The sequence below is a fragment of the Pseudalkalibacillus decolorationis genome (assembly GCF_024609785.1).
GTDB lineage: Bacteria > Bacillota > Bacilli > Bacillales > Fictibacillaceae > Pseudalkalibacillus > Pseudalkalibacillus decolorationis.
On record NZ_JANHJQ010000003.1, the window covers coordinates 1 to 20,454 of the forward strand.

The window sequence follows — 20,454 nt, forward strand, 5'->3', positions numbered from 1 at the left end:
AGTCAAATCCACTTTCTAGGAAGATAGCTTTAGGACCTTTTCCTTCCAGGTTCTCCTTCACAGCCTTTACTTTGAATGCTGGTTGATAACCGATAGCGCGATCTGAAACATGGCTGACATTTGGATTATTCTCTAGTTGTCTACGTTGAAATTCGTTAAAGATTCGTTTACTCATACTTGATTCCCCGTTCTCTCCATTTGTTTTGATTATAACGGGTTTTCTGTGTAAGTTAACACAAAAAATCCCGAATAACGGACTTTTTTTATAAGTGTCCATTATTCGGGATACAGTTCATTTATCCCGGAGTGTGATTATTAAATCATGTGAGTTTCTTATAATGGGTATGAGGCTCTTATCTACTTTTCTATGTTCTGGACTGTAGGAAACCTATCAGCATCTAGGTAAACTTAATCACATTTAATAAAAAATAAAAACATACCGATCTAGAGAACCTTGGAGGATTTTAGTAGAATTAATCGAATAAGAAAATTATAGCAACTATTTCATCAATCGAAATTAATTGACGATTATTTGTATGATAAAACTATTTAAATAGGATGAGGTGGTAGGATGTATGTTTTTTTAAGCGCTGAAATCATCTTAGAGGACCCTTACTTTAAAAGTATTTATCATCGGACTCTTCTTGAATTGGCAAAAAGAAATAAGATAAAACTTTGTGTATCTGAAATAGATTTAGTTGAGACAAAGTCAATGTACAAAGGCCAACTTCATAACGTTTTAAATGTACTAAACCGGAACAAGGTGTTTCTACAACCTTTAATCAAAAAAGATCTTAACGAATTGTTTTTATTAGAAGGTATAGGATCCTATTGTACTCAATTGGACGATTTCTATAGCAATCTAGTGAAGAATAAATTTCTTACAATTATCCCCTACTATAGTAATATCACTCCTCAGTTAGTATTAAGTTCAGCGAAGAATATAGATTCAAATATTAATAAAAGTGAATATAAAAAATCAATCCTCTCATTGTCTTATGCTCAATTCTTAAAAGAAAAGAATATTCATAACCCAATTATTATAACTCCAAGCGAAAAAGACTATGAAACACTGTTAAACAACTTGAAAGCAAATCCAAATAGCTGCTCCTTTTATTCCTCTGTTAAACAATTATTTGAACAAAATGAATTAGTACAACTAAATAAGGAATCGTATGATGAATTAGAATTTTCGACAAAAGAAGAACAGAATCAATATTTAGCCAATCTAATTACGATCAATTTTGATGACACAATAAATGAAGAATGTCGAAATTATATTCTTAAGCACGACAAGAATAAAGAGGATTTAAATAGCGAATCCTCTAATGTACAAAATATTTGTGTATTAGGGGCAAATAGCATGGAAGTAAACGTTTATCTGGATACCGTTATAGTGACTGGCTATTTAAAAATAAGAGCATCGACTCAAAATAACCGCACCATTTATAAAAGTGTAGTACCGGATAATACGGCTCTTCGTCCAACTGTGGGTTCAAAAGAAATGTTTTTACAAATGGAAGTAATCGTTGCATTTTCAAGGAGCCTTGAAGCCGAAAGTATACAAATCAGTAATACTCAGACAATATAGTATCAAATCCTACAAGTGATTCTTAAACCTTATTTTTGATCAAGAATAAAAAATGTTAGATTACCTGTCGCTGATTCTTATCAAGAGGGGGATTTCATGGTGAAGATCGGAATTATTTCACCTTCAGTAGAGTTTACAAGAATTGCAGAAGAAGTTTCTAAACAGACTAATATTCCTGTATTTATCAAACAAGGGGCTTTAAAAAGAGGATTGGTTCAAGCAAAAAACTTAGTGGAACAACACGGAGTATCTGTAATTGTTGCTCGTGGTGCAACAGCTCAACTATTAGATGAAAAGTTATCAATCCCTGTCGTGAAAATTAAAGTAAATGGATTTGATTTATTGAAGACGTTTAAACAAGCACAACAATTGGGGAACAAAATTGTATTTATTGATTCCAAGGAAAACTACCATAATTATGATCTAAAATTATTAGAGGAACTGTTTTCGATTCAAATTATCCTCCGGCAATATCAGGACGAACGGGACATTACAAACCATATTAAAGATGTAGCAGAGAGTAAAATTGCAAGTGTAATCGTTGGTACAGCAGAATGTCTTGCAAATACAGCTCTTAAGAAAGGGATTAAATCCTACGTAGTTGATTCAGCCCGTGAAGCAATTCTAGACGCTTTAAACCAAGCTGTTGAAACATACTATTTATATGAAAAAGAAAAGTTACGCCAAACACACCTCGAAGCAATTATTTCGTATGCATTTGATGGCGTTATTGCCACAGGTTTCGAAGGAAGAGTATTTGTTTACAATGAAATTGCTGAAAAATTAATCGGGTTGAAATCAACTGAGATAATTGGAAGAAAGCTTGAGAAAATTCACCATCCATTTCTTCAAAAGTTATTTGGAGATGGAAAAACAGTAGAAAAGAAAATAGTTTCTTTAGGTAGCCAGAGATTTGTTGTAAATCGGATAAAGCTTGCTGAGAATAATGAAAGCTTTGTCATCACCTTTCAGGAGGTAAATAAATTAGTACAATTGGATGGACAGTTGCGGCGTCAGCTACATAATAAACGCTTTTTTGCCAAACACACATTTAATGACATTGTTCATGAAAGTGTAATTATGAAGAAAACAATCATGATCGCCAGAAAGTTTAGTCTTTCTGATAGTAGTATTTTTATCAATGGTGAGAGCGGTACAGGTAAAGAGTTATTTGCACAGAGTACACATAATGAAAGTTTACGAAAAGAAGGTCCATTTGTTGCGGTCAATTGTGCAGCACTCCCAAAAGATTTACTAGAAAGTGAACTGTTTGGTTATGAAGAGGGAGCTTTTACAGGTGCAAAAAAAGGTGGAAAACCTGGATTATTTGAAATGGCTCACCAAGGTACACTTTTTCTAGATGAAATTGGAGAATTGTCTCTAGACCTACAATCTCGAATGCTTCGCGTTCTCCAGGAGAAAGAAGTGATGAGAATTGGTGGAGAGAAGATTATCCCCGTAAATGTCAGGGTAGTTTCTGCTTCTAACAAGAATCTTAAGCGACTTGTAGCAGAAAAAGAATTTCGTGAAGATTTGTACTACCGTTTAAATATACTACAGATAAAATTACCGCCTCTTAGAGAAAGAAAAGAAGATTTACTACCTCTTATCAACCATATTCTCACAAAGAACAACACATCGATAGAATCACTAGAGAAGCGGTTATTATATGAATTACTTGCTTATAATTGGCCCGGAAACATACGTGAACTTGAGAATGTGCTGGAAAGAATTGTAGTGATGCAACATCTTTCACCAGATGATATTCGGGACGTCGTGTTCGATGATCCAGTTAACTATTACGAGAAGTCTCCTTCCTCAAAAATTGAAATAAATGTTGGATCCATGAAAGATATGGAAGGGGAAATAATTCAGAGTTTGTACGAAAAATACGGAGGGAACAAACAGGAAGTAGCTCAACTTTTAGGTGTTAGTCGTACCACCGTTTGGAAAAAGATAAAAGAATTAGAAGAAGATCTGATGGCTTAAAAGGCTGTTCATTATTTGAACAGTCTTTTTCATTTATTGAACGTCTGTATTAAACTGATAGTTTTGAATAATTAAAAAGCACTAATCTGACGGCTCTCAAAAGGTTGGCATGGGACTTGCATTATATAAAAGTGACCTATAAAAAATTAGGAGGTTTTATACGATGACAAGTGTTTACACAACAAACGACCATTTTTTAAGCCCGACACAACCAGAGGATACGGACTTCGAGAAAGTAATTTATCAGAAAAAAGCCGGGGTTGCTACTATCACGATCAACAGACCTGAAGTTTACAATTGCCTTAACTTCCAGACATTGCGAGAAATGACAAGAGCTTTTGAGCTTGCGTCCTGGGATGATGAAGTTGGAGTCGTTGTATTAACAGGAGCAGGAGATAAAGCATTTTGTACAGGTGCTGACATGAAAGAACAAAACAATGAGATTCTTGATCGGCCAAGGAATTATTGGAAGTGGATGGGAGCCTTTATTGAAGCCCATGAAAAGTTAAAGAACATAGGAAAACCGACAATCGCTAGACTAAATGGAATTACCGTTGGAGGCGGTAATGAATTTAATATTAACTGTGACCTTGCCATCATGGCAGACCATGGCTACATTAAACAGGTTGGAAATTCACACGGTAGTGTAGCGGCTGGCGGTGCAACTCAGTGGTTACCTTTGATTGTCGGAGATCGCAGAGCTAGAGAAATTCTCTGGTTAAATGAGGAGATAACACCAGATAAAGCAATGGAATGGGGTCTTGTAAATGAGGTCGTTCCATACGTGGAGCTTGATGATGCGGTTGATACTATGGCTAAGAAGTTACTTAACAAGTTACCAGAATGTGTACGATATACGAAAGAACAAACCAACTTCTGGAGAAATCTGTCTTTCAATTTAACTGTACAACATGCTCGTGATTGGCTATCTGTCCATACCGGATCATACGAAACTTATGAATCAATGAGGGCATTCAGTGAAAAGAGAAAACCAGACTATGAAAAAATTCGTGATCGTGCAGCAACGGGAGGTTCCTCCGAACATTTATGGGGTGCCCCAATGTTAGAGTGTGATCAATGTGGAACAAAAGATATCCCAGAATATTTCAATCACTGTGGAGTATGCGGTGCTCCAATTGGAAAGTGAATTTTTTTAGGTGAAGACCCAATAAGACATTGATTATGCGTTAGGAATGCAAATCTCTATCTTTTGGGTCTCCCTATTATAAAAAATGAAAGTGTGGGGGATATATGAAACTTTCTCGATCGGAAGCTGTTGCAAATTGGTATAGCAGGTATTTTCCTGACGCGTTAATTTTTGCACTAATCTTAACGTTGCTGGCAATGATTTTGGGGGTAGTTTTTACTGAAAGTTCGATTGTAAGCGTATTGGAGTATTGGTTTGAAGGTATTCCATGGATGTTCACATTTGCCTTTCAATTAATGTTTACGTATGCAGCGGCATTAGTATTAGTAGATACACCGGTTGTACAAAAATATATCCGCAAAATGGCGAATGTGGTTAAAACACCGATGGCAGCTTATATGTGGACCGGAATTCTAGGAGCAATTACGTCCTTTATCGGTTGGTATATTGGACCAGTTGTGACTTCAATCTTCGCTAGGGCGCTGGGACAACAGATCAAAGGTGTCGATTATCGGTTAATATCAGCAATCGCATATTCGTCATTTACCATTTCACTTACAGGAATCTCAGGGTCCATTCCATTATTTGTTGCAACAGAAGGCCAGTTTACTGACCTGATGGGTGGTTTAATTGGACTTGAACAGACTACATTCTCTCTACTAAATATGATCTCCTGTACCCTGATTGTTATCATTACCACACTTGTCTATTACTTCATCGCAAAAAATAAAAAAGAAATTGTTACTTACCATGATTTAGCAATTAGTCCTAGGGAAGAAATGGCTGCCAGTGCTGAACCATTAGCCAAAGACGAATGGGAGCAGCCAACAGAAAACAATTCATTTGCAGAGAAAATAAACACCTTCAGACCGATCATTTTAGTTATCGGATTAATTGGATTAGGGTATCTAATTGTTTATTTTGTCAGAAATGGTCTGGATGGGTTAAATCTTAACTCCGTTGCCTTTATTGCACTTGTTATGGGATTACTAGTGCAAAAGGATGCAATGAGTTATGCACAATCATTTTCAAAAAACCTTATTGCTACTGGGTCAATTGGATTACAGTTTCCACTTTATGGCGGAATTGCATCGATACTGGTTGGTTCAGGTTTAGCGACTATTTTTACAGAGGCTATCGTAAGTTTTTCCAATCAATATACTTTCCCAGTCCTTACATTTTTATTGTCTGGGGCGATCAATATGTTCGTACCATCGGCGGGTTCTCAGTTCACCGCGACTGCACCGTTCTTAATTCCAGCAGGAGAGGCACTAGGAGTGGAATTGCCTAGAACGATCATGGCAATCACTTACGGTGATATCTGGACAAACTTGGTTCAACCGTTCTGGGCATTGTTGTACTTTCCAATCCTAGCAGTAGGAACGAGGTTACAGGTTCGGGATTTTATGGGGTACTGTTTACCGATTCTTCTTGCTGTAGGATTAATTTGGGGTCTTGCTCTAGCATTTCTACCTATCTAGAAAAAGGAAGGGAGATAACGAATGGAGATACCTTATTACTATAAATCTCTAGACTGGGATTATCTGGTTTCTGAATATGAACCACCAAAAGAGTTTATGGAAGGTGCTTGGGTTTGGGACCGGGATCGCATTGAAATAACACAATTCAGGCGGTTAAAAGAGACTTTGGAACATGCAGCTAAGTTACCTTTTTATCAAAAATTATGGAAAGAAAATGACTTTGATCCTGCTGATGTAAAGTCATTAGATGATTTACACAAGATTCCTATGTATACAATCGAGGATATCCGAGAAAGTATTGACCGAAAACCACCATTTGGAGATTACCAACGATATTCGTTTGAGGATGGTTCCCACACCCCATTACGTTTTTATACTAGTGGTGGAACAACTGGTACGCCGAGACCAACCATTTATTCTCAATGGGATAGAGAGGTCGGGGCAATTCTGAGTGCAAGGACATTTTATTTACAAGGTATAAGGCCGGGAGATGCTGTCATAAATGCATGGGCCTATTCCACACACAATGCGGCTTGGATCATGGATCATGGATTGTGGCATTGGTTAGGGGTCACACCCATTACCACAAGCACAGGGAACGTAACACCAACTAATAAACAGGTTGAACTTGCAAAAACATTTGGGGCTACTTCTATTATCGCAACCTCTGATTACCTAATGCACATTGGGGATACAGCTGAAAAGATGGGATATGACCTCAAAAACGATTTTAATTTTAAATCACTTCTTGCATTCGGTGATACCAGACCTGTTGAAAAGAAGTTTGGGATACCTGTTTATGATTCTTACGCGTTTCACGAAGTTCAATATGTAGCAGCAGAATGTCCAGCCAAAGAAGGATTGCACATATTTGAAGACGCTTTCATTGTGGAGATCGTAGATTTTGAAACTGGTAAGCCAGTTCCACCAGGACAAAAAGGAAACATTGTGGTTACGGCCCTATACAAAACAGGAACGCAACAGGTACGTTACAACATACAAGACATTTCAGCAATGTACGAAATTGAACAATGCACATGTGGTAGTTGGCATCGTAAAATCAAGTACTTTCAAGGACGAAGTGATACGATGGTTAAATTACGAGGAGTAAACGTATGGCCAGAAGCTTGCGGTAAAGTTATTGCAGATTTGGCAGAAACCAACGGGGAATACTACTGCTATGTTGAACGTAAGAAGGTAAATGGATATCCAGACCGTGATGAAATGACGATATTAGTCGAACCTGCTTATGACCAAGTCGCTTCAAACCTTCAACAAAATATTGAACAACTGTTAAATAACAAACTAGGGGTTAAAATCAATGTAGAAATTGTTCCAGTTAATTCACTTGAGAAATACACTGGTCGAGGCCATCGAGCAAAGTTAAAAAGGTTTGAAGACCGGCGTCCTAAGGAGGTAACGGTGTGAGGTCCGTTATTTTAGAAGAGCATGGGTCAATTGAACAATTAAAGGTTTCGACCACGAGTCAAAATAATTTATTGAAGGAAGATGAAATTAGAGTCCGGGTTAAATACTGCGCTCTTAACCACTTGGATTTGTGGTTAAGAAGGGGTGGGACTGGTGATAAATTATCCTTACCCAGGGTCCCAGGGAGTGATATTGCCGGCCTGATTGTTGATAAAGGTTCAGCTGTTGGTCATCTAAATGTTGGAGAAGCGGTGTTGATTTACCCAGGATTAGGGTGTGGGTATTGTAAAGCCTGTTTAGGTGGTAGGGAGTCACAATGTCATGAATTTAAGGTGGTTGGTTATAACATCGATGGTGGCTATTCAGAGTTTATAACAGTGAATATGAAGCAAGTAGTTGAAATTCCAGAGGATAATTTAGAAAAGTGGGCAGCAGTCCCAATTTCTTATATTACGGCATGGAATGCGCTTGTAACCAAATCGAAACTGAATGCCAATGACACCTTAGTAATTTGGGGTGCTACTGGGGGGCTGGGATTTGCTGCTGCTTCTATTGCGCAAGGTATAGGGGCAAAGGTAATCGGTATTGTAGGTTCTGAGGAGAAAGCTGAATTTTTAAACCATTATGGTTTTTCTGGTGAAATTGTTGTTAGATCAGATTCGGTAGTTAAAGATATCCGCAATCTGACTGCAAATGAAGGTGTAGATGTTGTTTTAGATCACGTTGGTAAGCAAACCTGGTCGAAAAGTTTAAAAATGTTAAAGACAGGTGGCCGTTTAGCATTTTGTGGGGTTACAACGGGTCCAAAGACAGAAACAGATTTACGGTATATTTTTGGAAAACAACTCACGATCACTGGATCTTGGATGGGGAATCAATCTGACTTTATTGAAGTAGTTGAGTTTCTGAAGATGCGCCTCAATTTACTACCTTACATTTATCAGGTATTGAATTTGGAGGATGTGGGGGAAGCACACAGTCTTATGGAAAGAGGAGATCACGTCGGAAAGATACTTTTAAAGATATAAGTCAGGGGTGACCAAATGACACAAAATCTATTAGTTGTTGGATCTGGAATTATGGGAAGAGGAATTGCATTCGCTGCAGCTATCGGGGGTTATAACGTAACTTTACAAGACATTTTGGAAGAGAAACTAAAAGAAGCTAGAACAGAAATCTCCTGGTACTTTAATAAGGCTGTTGAGAAAGGAAAAATTGAAGAGTTCGAGGAGGATGCTGTTAAGTCTAGAATTTCATATTCTACAAATCTAGAAGTAGAAGCAAAAAAAGCAGATTTTGTAATAGAAGCTGTCCCTGAAAAATTGGAAATCAAGAAAACGGTATTTGAAGTGTTGGATCAGTATTGTCCTCCACATACAATTCTAGCAACGAATACTTCCACGATGAGCCCTACTGAAATTGGATCGTATACAAGGCGCTCGGATAAAGTTATTGCAATGCACTTCTTTAATCCAGTACCAAAAATGAAACTCGTTGAAATTATAAGAGGATTGGAAACAAGTGATGAAACGAGTGAATTGACCAGAATGATAGCTCTAAATATGAAAAAAGAAACCGTTCTTGTAAATGAATATCCGGGCTTTATTACGAGTAGAATTAGCAGTTTGGTAGGGAATGAAGCTTTTAACATGCTAATGGAGGGTGTAGGAACTCCTGAAGAAATTGATCAAGCGATTGAGCTAGGACTTAATTATCCGATGGGACCATTTAAATTAGGTGATTTAGTCGGATTAGACACAAGGTTAAGAAATCTTGAGTATTTGTACAATACGTTAGGGGAACGATTTCGGCCAAGCCCTTTACTAGTTAAGTATGTGAAGGCGGGGAGGCTAGGTAGGAAAACTGGAAAAGGCGTATATGACTACTCAGTTAAAAGTGAGGCTCAAAAAGATGAATCTAAAACACCTGTTAGTTGATATTCAAAATAATATTGGGACCATAACCATTAACCGGCCGAAGCAGCGTAATTCAATGGACGTAGATAGTTGGGAAGAATTAAAGAGCGGTGTTCGATTTTTGAATAATCACAAATTGGTAAGAGTAATTGTTATTACTGGTGCTGGAAGAAAATCCTTTGCAGCTGGAGCAGATATTGAATGGCTCAAGAACAGAAAACCACTTGATATTTATGGGTCTGCTGTGCAGGATGTTTTGTTGGAACTGTACAGATCATACAAACCTATTATTGCAGCTGTAAATGGGTATGCCCTAGGTGGAGGCTGTGAATTAATGACTGCTTGTGATTTTAGAATTGCAAGCAGTCATGCAAAAATGGGCCAACCAGAAATAAATCTTGGTATCCTTCCAGCCGGTGGAGGTACTCAACAACTGACTAAAATTGTTGGATTGCAGAATGCAAAAGAGCTTGTTCTAACTGGTAAAATTATTGATGCAGATGAAGCATATCGGATAGGTTTAGTGAATGAAGTTGTTGAGCACGAATTCCTAATGGATAAAGTTTATACGCTAGCCTCTAATTTGGCTAACAAACCTCCTGTTGCTCTGAAGTTAGCAAAGATTTCTCTAAACGAGAGTGCGACAGCTGATTTGTCCTCAGGGTTAGCATTAGAAAAAGCGCTACAAGCTGTATTGTTTGGTACAAAAGATAAAGAAGAAGGAACGGAAGCATTTTATGATAAGAGACAACCGAACTTTGTTGGAGAATAGAGAGCAAACCCCTAAATTATATATTGTAACTTAGAGCCTCCAAAACCCGTTTTGGAGGTTTTTATATAAGGGTTCAGTTTTAGTTTTTTTCTGTTTTTTTAGTTGGTTCTTAAAAAATAGAGCCCAAATAATAATGATAGGAACCATTCAGTTGTTTAAACTATTATTGTAAAAACAAAGAGGAACCATCCTCGGAGGGATCGTTATTAAAAATAAAGTCATTAATTTTATCTTGCCATAACATTTCTAGAACCATTCTATACTCAAGTACATAATCATTAAGAAATGTCTTTTGATTTTCGGAACTTAATCCTAAGAATCCTTTTGTATAGCTCATCATCCTAACAATTGCGTCAATTTGGTCATGTATAAGTCTTTCGGGATGCCCTTCTGGTAGAACAGCTTTATCATACAACTTCATTTTTATTTCGCTTTCTAAGTCTAGCTTACAAATTCTGTTTAATTTAGTAGCTGCATTATTCTTTATTCCTCTTTGGATGTACATTCTTGGGACTTCTTTGTTTATTTGATACCGTTCAACTTGCGACGGAGTTATCTGTAACTGATTGGCAACTTCTGGCTTAGTCTCTCCCTTGTCTATTAATAATTTGATTAAATCATACTTTAACAGCCAAGGTACCCGATCAAAGGTGTACAACTTTTTTAAAACCAAATAAATTTGTCCCTTTTCACTTGTGTATGGAGCAACCCAACAGGGGACCTTCTTATTTGAGTCAATAAAGTGTAATGTTTCATATTCTTGATACCCATCGATTAATTGATAAGACTTCTGTGTGGGATTTGATTCAACTGTTAAATAAGGAAAAAGTGTGCCTTTCGCCTTAATGAAATTTAATCTTTTATATAATGTCTCATACGATGGAAGATGTCTATAAAAAAGATGAATGTCTTGTAAGTTAATAAACTCAATTTTGTACATTTTCTGCACCTCCCTCATGATAAAAATATGAGGAAGGAAAATTGTCCTATTACTAAAGTTATGTGACAGTGACTTGCATTTAAGATGTTGGATGAACAAAAAGAAATATCAGGATCATCTTATTAAAGCAAAAGACAAGTGTATGTATTTGCGATGTTAACTTAGTTATCAACAAGAGCTTGTGTTACCGTGTTGTCTGTCGTAAAAAAAGCGGAACAAGATGAAGGACTGGTCATTCGGTTATTCAATCCATCAAGAGCAGAAGGAACGGATAGTGTGATATCCTTTAAGGCAGAGGTGGAAAAAAGCGAAGAGGTTAACTTGAATGAGGAAGCTATACGTGAACTCGAACCTAAAGACGGTACCTTTTCGATGACTCACCATCATTGTCAGCAAAAATCTTACAAAGTGCATCTAAAACAATAAAATTTTCAAAACAGCACCCCCTGGTCAAGAGTAGATCGGGTGGGTCTGTTTATTTTTAAGGAGGCCACATATGTCATGAAAATCGTCATTGCCCCCGATTCATTTAAAGAAAGCTTGTCTGCACCGGAAGTGGCGAGCGCTGTTGAGAAGGGATTCCGCCAAGTGCTTCCGGAGGCTGAATATGTGAAAGTCCCAATGTCTGATGGGGGAGAAGGGCTGGTCGAGGCGCTTGCCAATGCTACAGATGGACAAATCATAGAAAAGCAGGTGACCGGTCCGCTTGGTGACCCTGTGCAAGGCTTTTTCGGAATTTCAGGTGACGGGAAGACAGCTGTGATTGAAATGGCAGCTGCTTCTGGTTTACATCTCGTATCCCAAAACAAACAAAATCCGTTAATGACGACGTCACGGGGTACCGGGGAGCTGATACTTGAGGCGCTTGATCATGGGGTTGAACATATGATCATCGGCTTAGGTGGGAGTGCGACGAATGACGGCGGGGTAGGCATGCTTCAAGCACTCGGTGTCCAATTGTTAGATACTGATGGACGGAATATCGGTGACGGCGGAGGAGTACTGTCACAGTTAGCCAACATTGATATCTCTCAATTGGATAGGCGACTTGCTGAAGTGAAGCTGGATATCGCTTGTGACGTCAGCAACCCATTGTTAGGTCCACAAGGGGCATCAAGCGTGTTCGGTCCGCAAAAAGGAGCAACCCCAGAAATGGTGCAAACACTTGAGGGCAATCTGACCCATTTTTCCGATGTCATCGAACGTGATTTGGGTAAGCGTGTGGCGCACGTAGCAGGCGCCGGAGCTGCCGGAGGACTTGGGGCGGCATTCATCGCTTTTCTGCCATCAACTTTAAAAAAAGGGATCGAGATTGTTATGGAAGCTTGCCATTTAGAAGAACATGTAAAAGAGGCAGACCTTGTCATTACCGGAGAAGGGAAAATTGACAGTCAGACGGCATACGGCAAAGTTCCTGCTGGTGTTGCTGATATCGCCAAAAAGTATGAGGTACCTGTTATCGGGATAGCTGGTTCTCTATCTGAAGGGCATGAAGCGGTACACGAGCACGGTATAGACGCATTGTTCAGTTCAGTGCCGGGTGTCATAACGATTGAAGAAGCACTAGGAAATGCACCGGAAAATATTCAACGAACTTCGAAGAATATCGCTTCCGTGATTAAAATCTTTTTACAATGAAGATAGGATTATTTCCCCTTCTTTAAAATGAACATTATAATATCTAGCCCGAATAATGGACACGTATAACATGTCTATGGTTCGGGGCTTTTTGTTATTAGTCTCTAAGTCTGAATGGGTCCGAACTCTGGTTTCAGATCATTGATGATTTCGAGTGCTATTTAGTTGTAGTGTCATAATGATATGTTTAATTTGATAGTGTAAGGTAAAGACAGCTGACAATCCTCACTGAATTACAGTTGCTTTCATGATTTCTTGTATATTTTTACCTCCAGTTTGTATCGATAAACCTTTTTAATATCTTCCATTTTTGAAAACTCCTAATCGTTATCTTCCTAATTTTGTAGCTTCCATATAGACCTTACTTTTTATTACATAGGTATAATCCGTATTAAAACAAAAGAATAACCACGAAATTTGCAAGAGGACTATAGTCTGTATCCTCCCGAAATGTGTCGTGCAAGGCTGTAGATTGCTAGTCCAATAGATCGGTATTTTGTGTTTTTTGATGTTCTTTGAAAACTACTCATACCGGAGAGAATCCCTTACTTCCAGTGTTGTAATAGGTTCATTCTATGTTTTACAATATAATAAGATGTAACAAAGCTGAAGGTATTTGAGAGGAGCTTCTATATGCTTGCACCAGAAAAAGTAAAACCATTTCTTTTACATGAGGAAGGTCTTATTCGTCGTTGGGCCGTCGAGTATTTTTCAGAAGGGTTTATTGATGGGTTTGATAAACGTGAAATAATGCCGCTCGTCCTAGAGGGTTGTGAGATGTATCCAGAGCAAGAAATGGATAATAGGCTCGTTTTATCCCACGCAAAATCTTTACCTCAAACCACTGAAACTATCCAAACGATCCTAGCTAAAATGAAAACTAAGAAGGAAATTAACTTTTGGTATAAAGGTATTATTGAAAATGCAGATCCGACTCTACTAGCAACTTTCCTAGAAGAGATACAATTACGACTATCAAAGGAATCCTATGAAACGATTCTGAAAAGGATTGAATTTACGAAGCAGGATACAGATTTGCTTTGGGACGAATTATTAAGGTTTGGAGATGAAGCTCGAGGTAAGTATATCAACGATTTTAATTATAAATACGGAAAATATCTCGCATGGGAGCTTGCGAGAAGAAACGATCTTTCCTCCGATCAAATTCTGGACCAGTTTGAATCGTATAACCCTGATACATATAGGGGATATAGTAACATCTACCTTGCGTTTATCTTTGGTGAGCGTCGTATTGAGGAAGCTATTCCAGCCTTAATAGAATGGCTTGCCTATGAATTTGAAGCTGAAATTGCCGCAGAAGCGTTACCTAAGATTGGCAGCAAAAAAACAATCGGTCTTATTAAAGAGCAATTTATAAAAAGGAATGATTTCGGTTTTAACATGTTTGCAAGCAGTGTCCTAGCGAACCTCAAGTGCGAAGAGGCTGAACAAGCAATCATTGAACTACTTGATGATGAGGAATTGGATGACATAACCGCAATCACTGCTTTGGCGGATGGACTTTGTAAATTGATTTCTACAAAAGGAATTCCGAATGTAAAGCAATACATTGATGACGAGTACTATGATCCAGGGTATTTACCACTAAAGCAATCCTTATATGCCACATGTGTCATTTCAGGGTATGAATTATCGGAGCTTCCTCAATGGAAGCAGGACTTTCAAGAAAAGAGTCAATCTCGAAATGGAACAGATCATCCAATGTTCGATCATGCTGATCCTATGTTTTCTGAAACGGCTTTTCAACCTCAAAGTCCTATTGTGAATGAGAATAAAGTTGGAAGAAATGAACCATGTCCATGCGGAAGCGGGAAAAAATACAAAAAATGCTGTGGGAAATGAAAGGAAGTCATGCTTCATGAAAGTTAGTATTTTAGGTGGCGGGAATGAAATTGGGGCTTCTTGTTTGCATATCGAGCTTGCTGATACAACCATATTAATAGATGCCGGTATGCGGATGCACGGGGACAATGCCTTGCCAGCCTTTGGAATGTTAAGTGAGCTCAGTGACCCGGATGTCATTTTGGTTACACACGCACATGCTGACCATATTGGCGCATTGCCTATTGTTCACTCGCTTTTTCCGAATGTCCCCATTTATACAACACCCCCAACAATAGATTTAATGAAAATCATGATGAAGGATTCGTTTAAAATTTTGGAAGAACGTACACGCCTGACACAAACGCTTATGCCCTATACAGACGATCAAATAAATTCGTTGCTTGAGTCTCTCCTCGTTTTTCCAGCGAATGGTGTTCTCAAGATTGGCAGTGTCAAAATAACCGCTTTCCGTGCTGGTCATATCCTCGGAGCTGTCATGTTTTTAATCGAAGGAGAGGGCGAGTCTCTTTTTGTAACCGGAGACTTATCCTTTCGTTCAGGGCGGACAATACCGGGTGCCCAAGTTCCACAAGATATTGAGCCGGATGTTGTGATCATGGAGTCAACCTACGGAAATCGGATGCATACGGACCGAAACACGGAGGAGAAGCGACTTGCTGAAAATGTGGCAGAAATTATTAGCAATGGAGGGTTTGCTTTAATTCCAGCCTTCGCTCTTGGACGTGCTCAAGAGGTATTGCTGATTCTCCAGGATTATATGGAAAAAGGTCTTATCCCTGCGTTTCCGATTTATGTGGATGGACTTGTTACACCGATCAGTCGTATTTATAAGAGCTATCCTCATTATTTAAAAGGCCCTGTGTCACATCGTATCAAAGTGAATGGAGATGCCTTTTTGACAGAGGGTCGTTGTATTGCGGTAACACCGAAGGAACGAGAAAAGATCCTTGCTAGCAAACCAGGCTGTATCGTCGCCTCTTCAGGTATGTTAACGGGCGGTGCGAGTGCTTGGTATGCCGAAAAGCTTTTATCCGATGAAAAAAATGCGATCTTCATAACAGGTTATCAAGATGAAGAAAGCCCTGGGCGGCGGCTTCTTTCACTAGCAGACGGAACTGAAAAGACGCTTGAATTGAACGGGAGAGTCTATCCTGTTTCATGCCAAATTGGAAAATACGGATTGTCGGCACATGCAGATGCTGAGGAAATGAATCGGTTTATTGAATCGCTAAAGCCAACCTACACGTTGCTGGTTCATGGTGATGATGATGCCAGAAATGAGCTTGGTAACAAAATAGACCCAAGGTTTAACCCTATACTAACGGAAAATGGTGAGTCCTATCCGTTTAAGAAAAGAAAGTCTGGAAAGGGCATCGTTGGAAAAAGGTATCGAACCAGTCGTGAACATACACAGCTTCGGGATAAAATAGGAAGCTTGATCCTTTACCGAGAAACGGACGAACAGCCTCTTAAACTAGTCATTTGTACAGGAGTTCGTCCGAAAGCGAACACCTTGATGTGTCAAACACTGAAAGGGAAAACAGTACACTTGGCACCGAATCAAATCCATGAAACGGTTGGAAAATGGAACAAATCAATGGAAGAGCTGGAAGAGGCGGTACAGCGAGTATTTACATTCAGCCGACCTTATATTGAAAACATCAATTGGAGTTTGATACCGGACCGAATTGTCTCCCTCCAGGAAATATACAAGGCATTACAAATTACAACAGCAGAAGAACAACTAGCTATTGCTTTGGCGCTCCAAGCGATCCCTAATGAACATCGTCATCTAGATCCTGAACGAACAGTTGGATATAAATTAACGGATGAGCTTAAAAAAGCGCTCACGATACTCGATCTACCGATTCAGGCATTGAAAACCAACCCGACCTTTGCGATGGACAGTGTAAGAGAACAATTGAAAGACCATCCCCGGTTTATACGTTGCGGGGTGGAGCATCCTGGGACGGATCGTGAATCATTAACGATTTCGTTCGATTTTCCGGACGGTGTAACGAAGGACGAGCGTGAAAAAATTGCGGAAAACGTGCTTCAGCAAACGGGTTGGAAGGTAACATATTCGGATTCAGTCAGGCAAGACGCCATTCAACCACTACTGGCTTCATTACTTGGACGAGCAATGGAAGGACCATCTATTCATTTAAACGAAAAGCTTGTAGTAATGAAAGAAGCAAAACCGAATCAAGCAGAAGCTGCTATTTCCCAGTTTACGAGAATAACCGGTTTCCAATTACAGTTTTCAGATCAGTTATCACAAGCTGGATCTGCTCCTAAAACGGATTCAATTTACAAGTCGAAAGCAGATGGAAAGGTTATGGAAAATAATCAAGCGATAGAGGAAACAAAGAAATGGGCAAATGACCGAGGTATCAAAATATATAAAACGAGCTTTCGTCAATACAATGAACAAACGATCATGGAGATTCATTTCATTTCTCCAGAAGTGGCGAAAAGGCATGAGATCGATTTGGAGGAATTGTCATACAGGACGGGTTTGTCGGTGACTTTTGCCAAGCAGCCAAAACAAAATGAAATCATTCAAACTACGAAAGAAGTCATTCCGTCAGAATGGGGCATGACGAAAAACCCCTCGCTTCATATGGACAAAGCAATGGTTTCGATTAAACTATCGTCTACTCCGAACGATACGGAAGCAAAGAAAGTGGATTCATTAATTGAGAATTTGACAGGGTACTCACTTCAGATTAAATAGTCTTTAGTATATAAAAGGTGATGAGTGAAAAATGAATTCTTAAACGGTGGAGGACGGTATAAGACTGTAAAAGGACAATGAACATTCGTATTGATGTAGCATGGGTTTGATAACATTCCCGTGCTACTTTTTTCCGTTTAAAGAATAGTAAGAAAAGATATATATCACTGTTATCCCCCAATAGTAGGTGGTAGTAGTGTACTACTTTTTGTTGGGAACAGTTGTTGGGATTGTAGTTTGTTTGGCATCGGAATTTACACAAAAAATAAATATGCTTTTTGATATGGCTATAAAGCCCACCTAGCTGTTGGGGCAACGAGCAAATACATCTTACATTCCCTTTTTTCTTCCGGGAACCTGAATGACGGCAAGGCGGAGCCCCCCTTAATGAAGGGCATTGCGTTTGTCTCTTTCTTCCCTGCGTTATAACACCTTGGATGCCGGTTATGATTACGAACCGATCTATACACAGATTCATCGGATAGGGGGCATCAAGCTGTCATCGCCTATAATAAACGGAATGAGCCTGAACCGATTGGGTTTGATCAACGGCCATGCAGGAGATGAATAAGATGCAGGAAAGAAAAAATTCAACTTACACTCGCCGAGTCAGTCAAGTCGGTAATAGCTTATCTGTTGGTATCCCTAAAGAATTAGCTCTAAAATTCGATATCCTTAAAGGCGACGAAGTTATCGTTACTGAGGGCAGTGAAAGGGGCGAAATTGTCTTGAAAAAAATTAATCACACAGGTCAACCTAATATTCGTCCTGAAGTTATTGAAGCTATGAAGAGTGTCAAAAATCAATACGGAAAGGCTTATCAGAGAGATTGCAAAGGAATCGGAAAAAGACGGAAAAAAGATGAAAAGATAAAAAATAATGTGTTGACAAATTTCCGAAAATTATGATAAGTTCTATTGTAATCGATTACATTTTGAATTTTGGGTTTTTGAAAGAGGGAAAGAAGAATGATTAAGTTAAAAGAAGTGGCAGAACTAGCAAGTGTTTCAACAGCTACAGTATCTCGTGTTCTTTCCAACACAGGGAAAGTGACTAAAAAGACAAGACAGAAAGTGTTAGCAGCGATGGAGGAATTAAACTATCAACCTAACTTTTTGGGAAGACAGCTCCGCAGAATGGAAACCAAGACCATTCTGGTTGTGGTTCCGGATATTGCCAATACTTTTTTCTCGAAAGTATTAAGGGGGATTGAATCAGTAGCCATTAAAAACGGATATCAAGTTCTCATGGGAGATTCACAAAATAATGGTCAAAGTGAGTCTCAATATCTAAATCATTTACGCTATAAACAAGTAGATGGTGTCATTTTGCTTACGGCAAGAACGGATCCCCGTTTGATTGAGGACTTATCTGATGATTATCCAGTTGTGCTAGCCTGTGAATATTTGGAGGGATCGCGGATTCCTACGGTTTCCATTGATAACATAAGCAGTGCTCGAAAAATAACAGATCATTTGATTAAGCTAGGGCATCGAAGGATAGCACACATTTCAGGTCCCATGAATATCATTTTAGGCCGAGACCGATTAAAGGGTTATGAGCAAGCCATGACTCAAAATAGTTGTGAGATCGATCAAGTATTAGTCCAAGAGGGAGACTTTTCCTACGAGTCGGGCTATAAATCGATGGAGAAATATCTCGCTTTACAGAACCCTCCAACAGCGGTGTTCGCAGCAAATGATGAGATGGCAATAGGGGCGATCAAAGCCATAAAGAAACATCATCTTTCTGTACCTAATGATATTGCCATTGCAGGGTTTGATGATATTGATATGGCTTCTATACTAGAACCAGAACTCACAACGGTGGCTCAACCTACATTTGAGATTGGGAGTACAGCTATGGAATTACTTCTTTGTCTTATGAAAAAGGAGCAGCTCACAAAGAAACAATATGTTCTTGAAGATCAATTGATGGTTAGACATTCTTGTGGTGCTAATAAAATGTAATCGATTTTTTAAATCAATAAAGAGTAAACCTAGGAAAACAACAATCTACGGTAGTTATTGTAAGATAAAAAATTATTTAATAAAAAATGTAATCGATTACATTCGAGGAGGTATTTATAATGAGCTTAGAACTTGGATTGCAACTATTCTCAGTAAGAGACGAACTGGAAAAGGATTTTGTCGGTACATTACAAAAGGTCGCAGAAATCGGTTATAAAAGCGTAGAATTCTTCATTCACGATGCAAGTAAAGGAATGAAGATCGGTGGAATGGAAGCGAATGAGCTAAAGAAGGTACTTAACAATTTAGGGCTGAATGCTGTTTCCATGCATGTTGACCCCCTAACGGATGAGGACATTTTGGAAAAGGCCATTCAATATAATCTTGAAATCGGAAGCACCGGTATTGGTTGTTCCATCGCCTTCTTTAAAAACAAACAAGAAGTGATTGACTTCGCTAAAGCTCTTAATAAATGCGGCCAAAAGTGTAGAGAAAACGGATTGGCCTTCTATTATCATAATCACTTTCAAGAATTTCAAAAGTTTGACGGGCAATATGTATTAGATATTTTATTAGAGAGCACGGATGAAAGTTTAGTAAAATCTGAGTTTGATACGTACTGGGCTTTAAGAGGCGGAATCGACCCAGTAGATTACCTGAAAAAACTTGGCAGCCGTTGCGACCTGGTTCACCAAAAAGATTTACCTGCAACAGCCAAACCTGTGAACGCGTTTGAAGTGCTTGGGGAAGAAAAAGAAATTGGCTTTGACGAGTTTATTGGTTTCTCGAAACCAGAGTATTTCACCGAAGCTGGTGAAGGATCCATGGATATTAAATCCATTATTGAAACGATACGACAAATTGGGGCTGCAAAATACATTTTTGTAGAGCAAGATTTAACAACAAAAAATCAATTAGAGAGTGTTGAGTTAAGCTATAAAAACATGATTCAACTGTTAGATGCTCAGTAAATGACGAG

General features: G+C 38.7%; 16 protein-coding genes and 1 pseudogene. 16 read left to right on the forward strand and 1 reads right to left on the reverse strand.

The features are described 5' to 3' along the window. Positions 1–571: 571 nt before the first annotated feature. The 8 genes from NON16_RS03715 to NON16_RS03750 all read left to right on the forward strand — a co-directional run bounded on the left by NON16_RS03715 (position 572) and on the right by NON16_RS03750 (position 10,324). On the forward strand, positions 572–1,591 hold the full coding sequence (locus NON16_RS03715; RefSeq protein ID WP_257347260.1) for a hypothetical protein: 1,020 nt from the start codon (positions 572–574) through the stop codon (positions 1,589–1,591). 96 nt (positions 1,592–1,687) lie between these two features. Next, positions 1,688–3,580 carry a sigma 54-interacting transcriptional regulator gene (locus tag NON16_RS03720; protein WP_257347261.1) on the forward strand — a complete coding sequence of 631 codons (1,893 nt, stop codon included), beginning with the start codon at positions 1,688–1,690 and terminating at the stop codon, positions 3,578–3,580. A 163-nt stretch (positions 3,581–3,743) separates the two neighbouring features. Next, on the forward strand, positions 3,744–4,727 hold the full coding sequence (locus NON16_RS03725; RefSeq protein ID WP_257347262.1) for an enoyl-CoA hydratase/isomerase family protein: 984 nt from the start codon (positions 3,744–3,746) through the stop codon (positions 4,725–4,727). Positions 4,728–4,831: 104 nt separating this feature from the next. Beyond that, positions 4,832–6,208 carry a TIGR00366 family protein gene (locus tag NON16_RS03730; RefSeq protein WP_257347263.1) on the forward strand — a complete coding sequence of 459 codons (1,377 nt, stop codon included), beginning with the start codon at positions 4,832–4,834 and terminating at the stop codon, positions 6,206–6,208. A gap of 21 nt (positions 6,209–6,229) precedes the next feature. Then, positions 6,230–7,636, forward strand: coding sequence for a phenylacetate--CoA ligase family protein (locus NON16_RS03735; RefSeq protein ID WP_257347264.1), 1,407 nt, complete (start codon positions 6,230–6,232; stop codon positions 7,634–7,636). Then, complete coding sequence (locus NON16_RS03740) at positions 7,633–8,664, forward strand: zinc-binding dehydrogenase (protein WP_257347265.1); 1,032 nt, start codon at positions 7,633–7,635, stop codon at positions 8,662–8,664. Before NON16_RS03735 ends, NON16_RS03740 begins: the two co-directional genes overlap by 4 nt. Before the next feature lie 15 nt (positions 8,665–8,679). Then, positions 8,680–9,573 carry a 3-hydroxyacyl-CoA dehydrogenase gene (locus tag NON16_RS03745; RefSeq protein ID WP_257347266.1) on the forward strand — a complete coding sequence of 298 codons (894 nt, stop codon included), beginning with the start codon at positions 8,680–8,682 and terminating at the stop codon, positions 9,571–9,573. Beyond that, positions 9,548–10,324, forward strand: coding sequence for an enoyl-CoA hydratase/isomerase family protein (locus NON16_RS03750; protein WP_257347267.1), 777 nt, complete (start codon positions 9,548–9,550; stop codon positions 10,322–10,324). The genes NON16_RS03745 and NON16_RS03750 overlap by 26 nt, the downstream gene beginning before the upstream one ends. Before the next feature lie 163 nt (positions 10,325–10,487). Here the strand turns inward: NON16_RS03750 and NON16_RS03755 are convergent, their stop codons facing one another. Continuing rightward, positions 10,488–11,264, reverse strand: coding sequence for a hypothetical protein (locus NON16_RS03755; RefSeq protein ID WP_257347268.1), 777 nt, complete (start codon positions 11,262–11,264; stop codon positions 10,488–10,490). 189 nt (positions 11,265–11,453) lie between these two features. Here NON16_RS03755 and NON16_RS03760 point away from each other — a divergent pair, with 189 nt between their 5' ends. The 8 genes and pseudogenes from NON16_RS03760 (at position 11,454) to NON16_RS03795 (ending at position 20,446) form a co-directional block, all read left to right on the forward strand. Further along, positions 11,454–11,690: a glycosyl hydrolase-related protein gene (locus NON16_RS03760; protein ID WP_257347269.1), complete on the forward strand. Its 237-nt coding sequence runs from the start codon at positions 11,454–11,456 to the stop codon at positions 11,688–11,690. Positions 11,691–11,765: 75 nt separating this feature from the next. Further along, positions 11,766–12,902 carry a glycerate kinase gene (locus tag NON16_RS03765; protein WP_257347270.1) on the forward strand — a complete coding sequence of 379 codons (1,137 nt, stop codon included), beginning with the start codon at positions 11,766–11,768 and terminating at the stop codon, positions 12,900–12,902. Positions 12,903–13,535: 633 nt separating this feature from the next. Further along, complete coding sequence (locus NON16_RS25430) at positions 13,536–14,765, forward strand: SEC-C metal-binding domain-containing protein (protein ID WP_308216577.1); 1,230 nt, start codon at positions 13,536–13,538, stop codon at positions 14,763–14,765. A 16-nt stretch (positions 14,766–14,781) separates the two neighbouring features. Next, complete coding sequence (locus NON16_RS03775; protein ID WP_257347271.1) at positions 14,782–17,505, forward strand: MBL fold metallo-hydrolase; 2,724 nt, start codon at positions 14,782–14,784, stop codon at positions 17,503–17,505. Between the two features lie 282 nt (positions 17,506–17,787). Next, positions 17,788–18,054, forward strand: a pseudogene (locus tag NON16_RS03780) (transposase); the annotation flags it as partial. Between the two features lie 23 nt (positions 18,055–18,077). Continuing rightward, entirely contained in the window at positions 18,078–18,413 is a 336-nt protein-coding gene (locus tag NON16_RS03785) for an AbrB/MazE/SpoVT family DNA-binding domain-containing protein (protein ID WP_257347272.1), read from the forward strand. A 60-nt stretch (positions 18,414–18,473) separates the two neighbouring features. Next, positions 18,474–19,475, forward strand: a complete 1,002-nt coding sequence (locus NON16_RS03790) for a LacI family DNA-binding transcriptional regulator (RefSeq protein ID WP_257347273.1) — start codon at positions 18,474–18,476, stop codon at positions 19,473–19,475. Between the two features lie 119 nt (positions 19,476–19,594). Beyond that, positions 19,595–20,446, forward strand: coding sequence for a sugar phosphate isomerase/epimerase family protein (locus NON16_RS03795; RefSeq protein WP_257347274.1), 852 nt, complete (start codon positions 19,595–19,597; stop codon positions 20,444–20,446). Positions 20,447–20,454: the final 8 nt, after the last annotated feature.

Bases quoted from the DNA above. Each gene is read 5' to 3' on its own strand.
- NON16_RS03785 (WP_257347272.1), top strand. From the start codon at position 18,078: ATGCAGGAAAGAAAAAATTCAACTTACACTCGCCGAGTCAGTCAAGTC.
- NON16_RS25430 (WP_308216577.1), top strand. From the start codon at position 13,536: ATGCTTGCACCAGAAAAAGTAAAACCATTTCTTTTACATGAGGAAGGT.
- NON16_RS03745 (WP_257347266.1), top strand. From the start codon at position 8,680: ATGACACAAAATCTATTAGTTGTTGGATCTGGAATTATGGGAAGAGGA.
- NON16_RS03790 (WP_257347273.1), top strand. From the start codon at position 18,474: ATGATTAAGTTAAAAGAAGTGGCAGAACTAGCAAGTGTTTCAACAGCT.
- NON16_RS03720 (WP_257347261.1), top strand. From the start codon at position 1,688: ATGGTGAAGATCGGAATTATTTCACCTTCAGTAGAGTTTACAAGAATT.
- NON16_RS03795 (WP_257347274.1), top strand. From the start codon at position 19,595: ATGAGCTTAGAACTTGGATTGCAACTATTCTCAGTAAGAGACGAACTG.
- NON16_RS03725 (WP_257347262.1), top strand. From the start codon at position 3,744: ATGACAAGTGTTTACACAACAAACGACCATTTTTTAAGCCCGACACAA.
- NON16_RS03735 (WP_257347264.1), top strand. From the start codon at position 6,230: ATGGAGATACCTTATTACTATAAATCTCTAGACTGGGATTATCTGGTT.
- NON16_RS03765 (WP_257347270.1), top strand. From the start codon at position 11,766: ATGAAAATCGTCATTGCCCCCGATTCATTTAAAGAAAGCTTGTCTGCA.
- NON16_RS03755 (WP_257347268.1), bottom strand. From the start codon at position 11,264: ATGTACAAAATTGAGTTTATTAACTTACAAGACATTCATCTTTTTTAT.
- NON16_RS03730 (WP_257347263.1), top strand. From the start codon at position 4,832: ATGAAACTTTCTCGATCGGAAGCTGTTGCAAATTGGTATAGCAGGTAT.
- NON16_RS03775 (WP_257347271.1), top strand. From the start codon at position 14,782: ATGAAAGTTAGTATTTTAGGTGGCGGGAATGAAATTGGGGCTTCTTGT.
- NON16_RS03750 (WP_257347267.1), top strand. From the start codon at position 9,548: ATGAATCTAAAACACCTGTTAGTTGATATTCAAAATAATATTGGGACC.
- NON16_RS03715 (WP_257347260.1), top strand. From the start codon at position 572: ATGTATGTTTTTTTAAGCGCTGAAATCATCTTAGAGGACCCTTACTTT.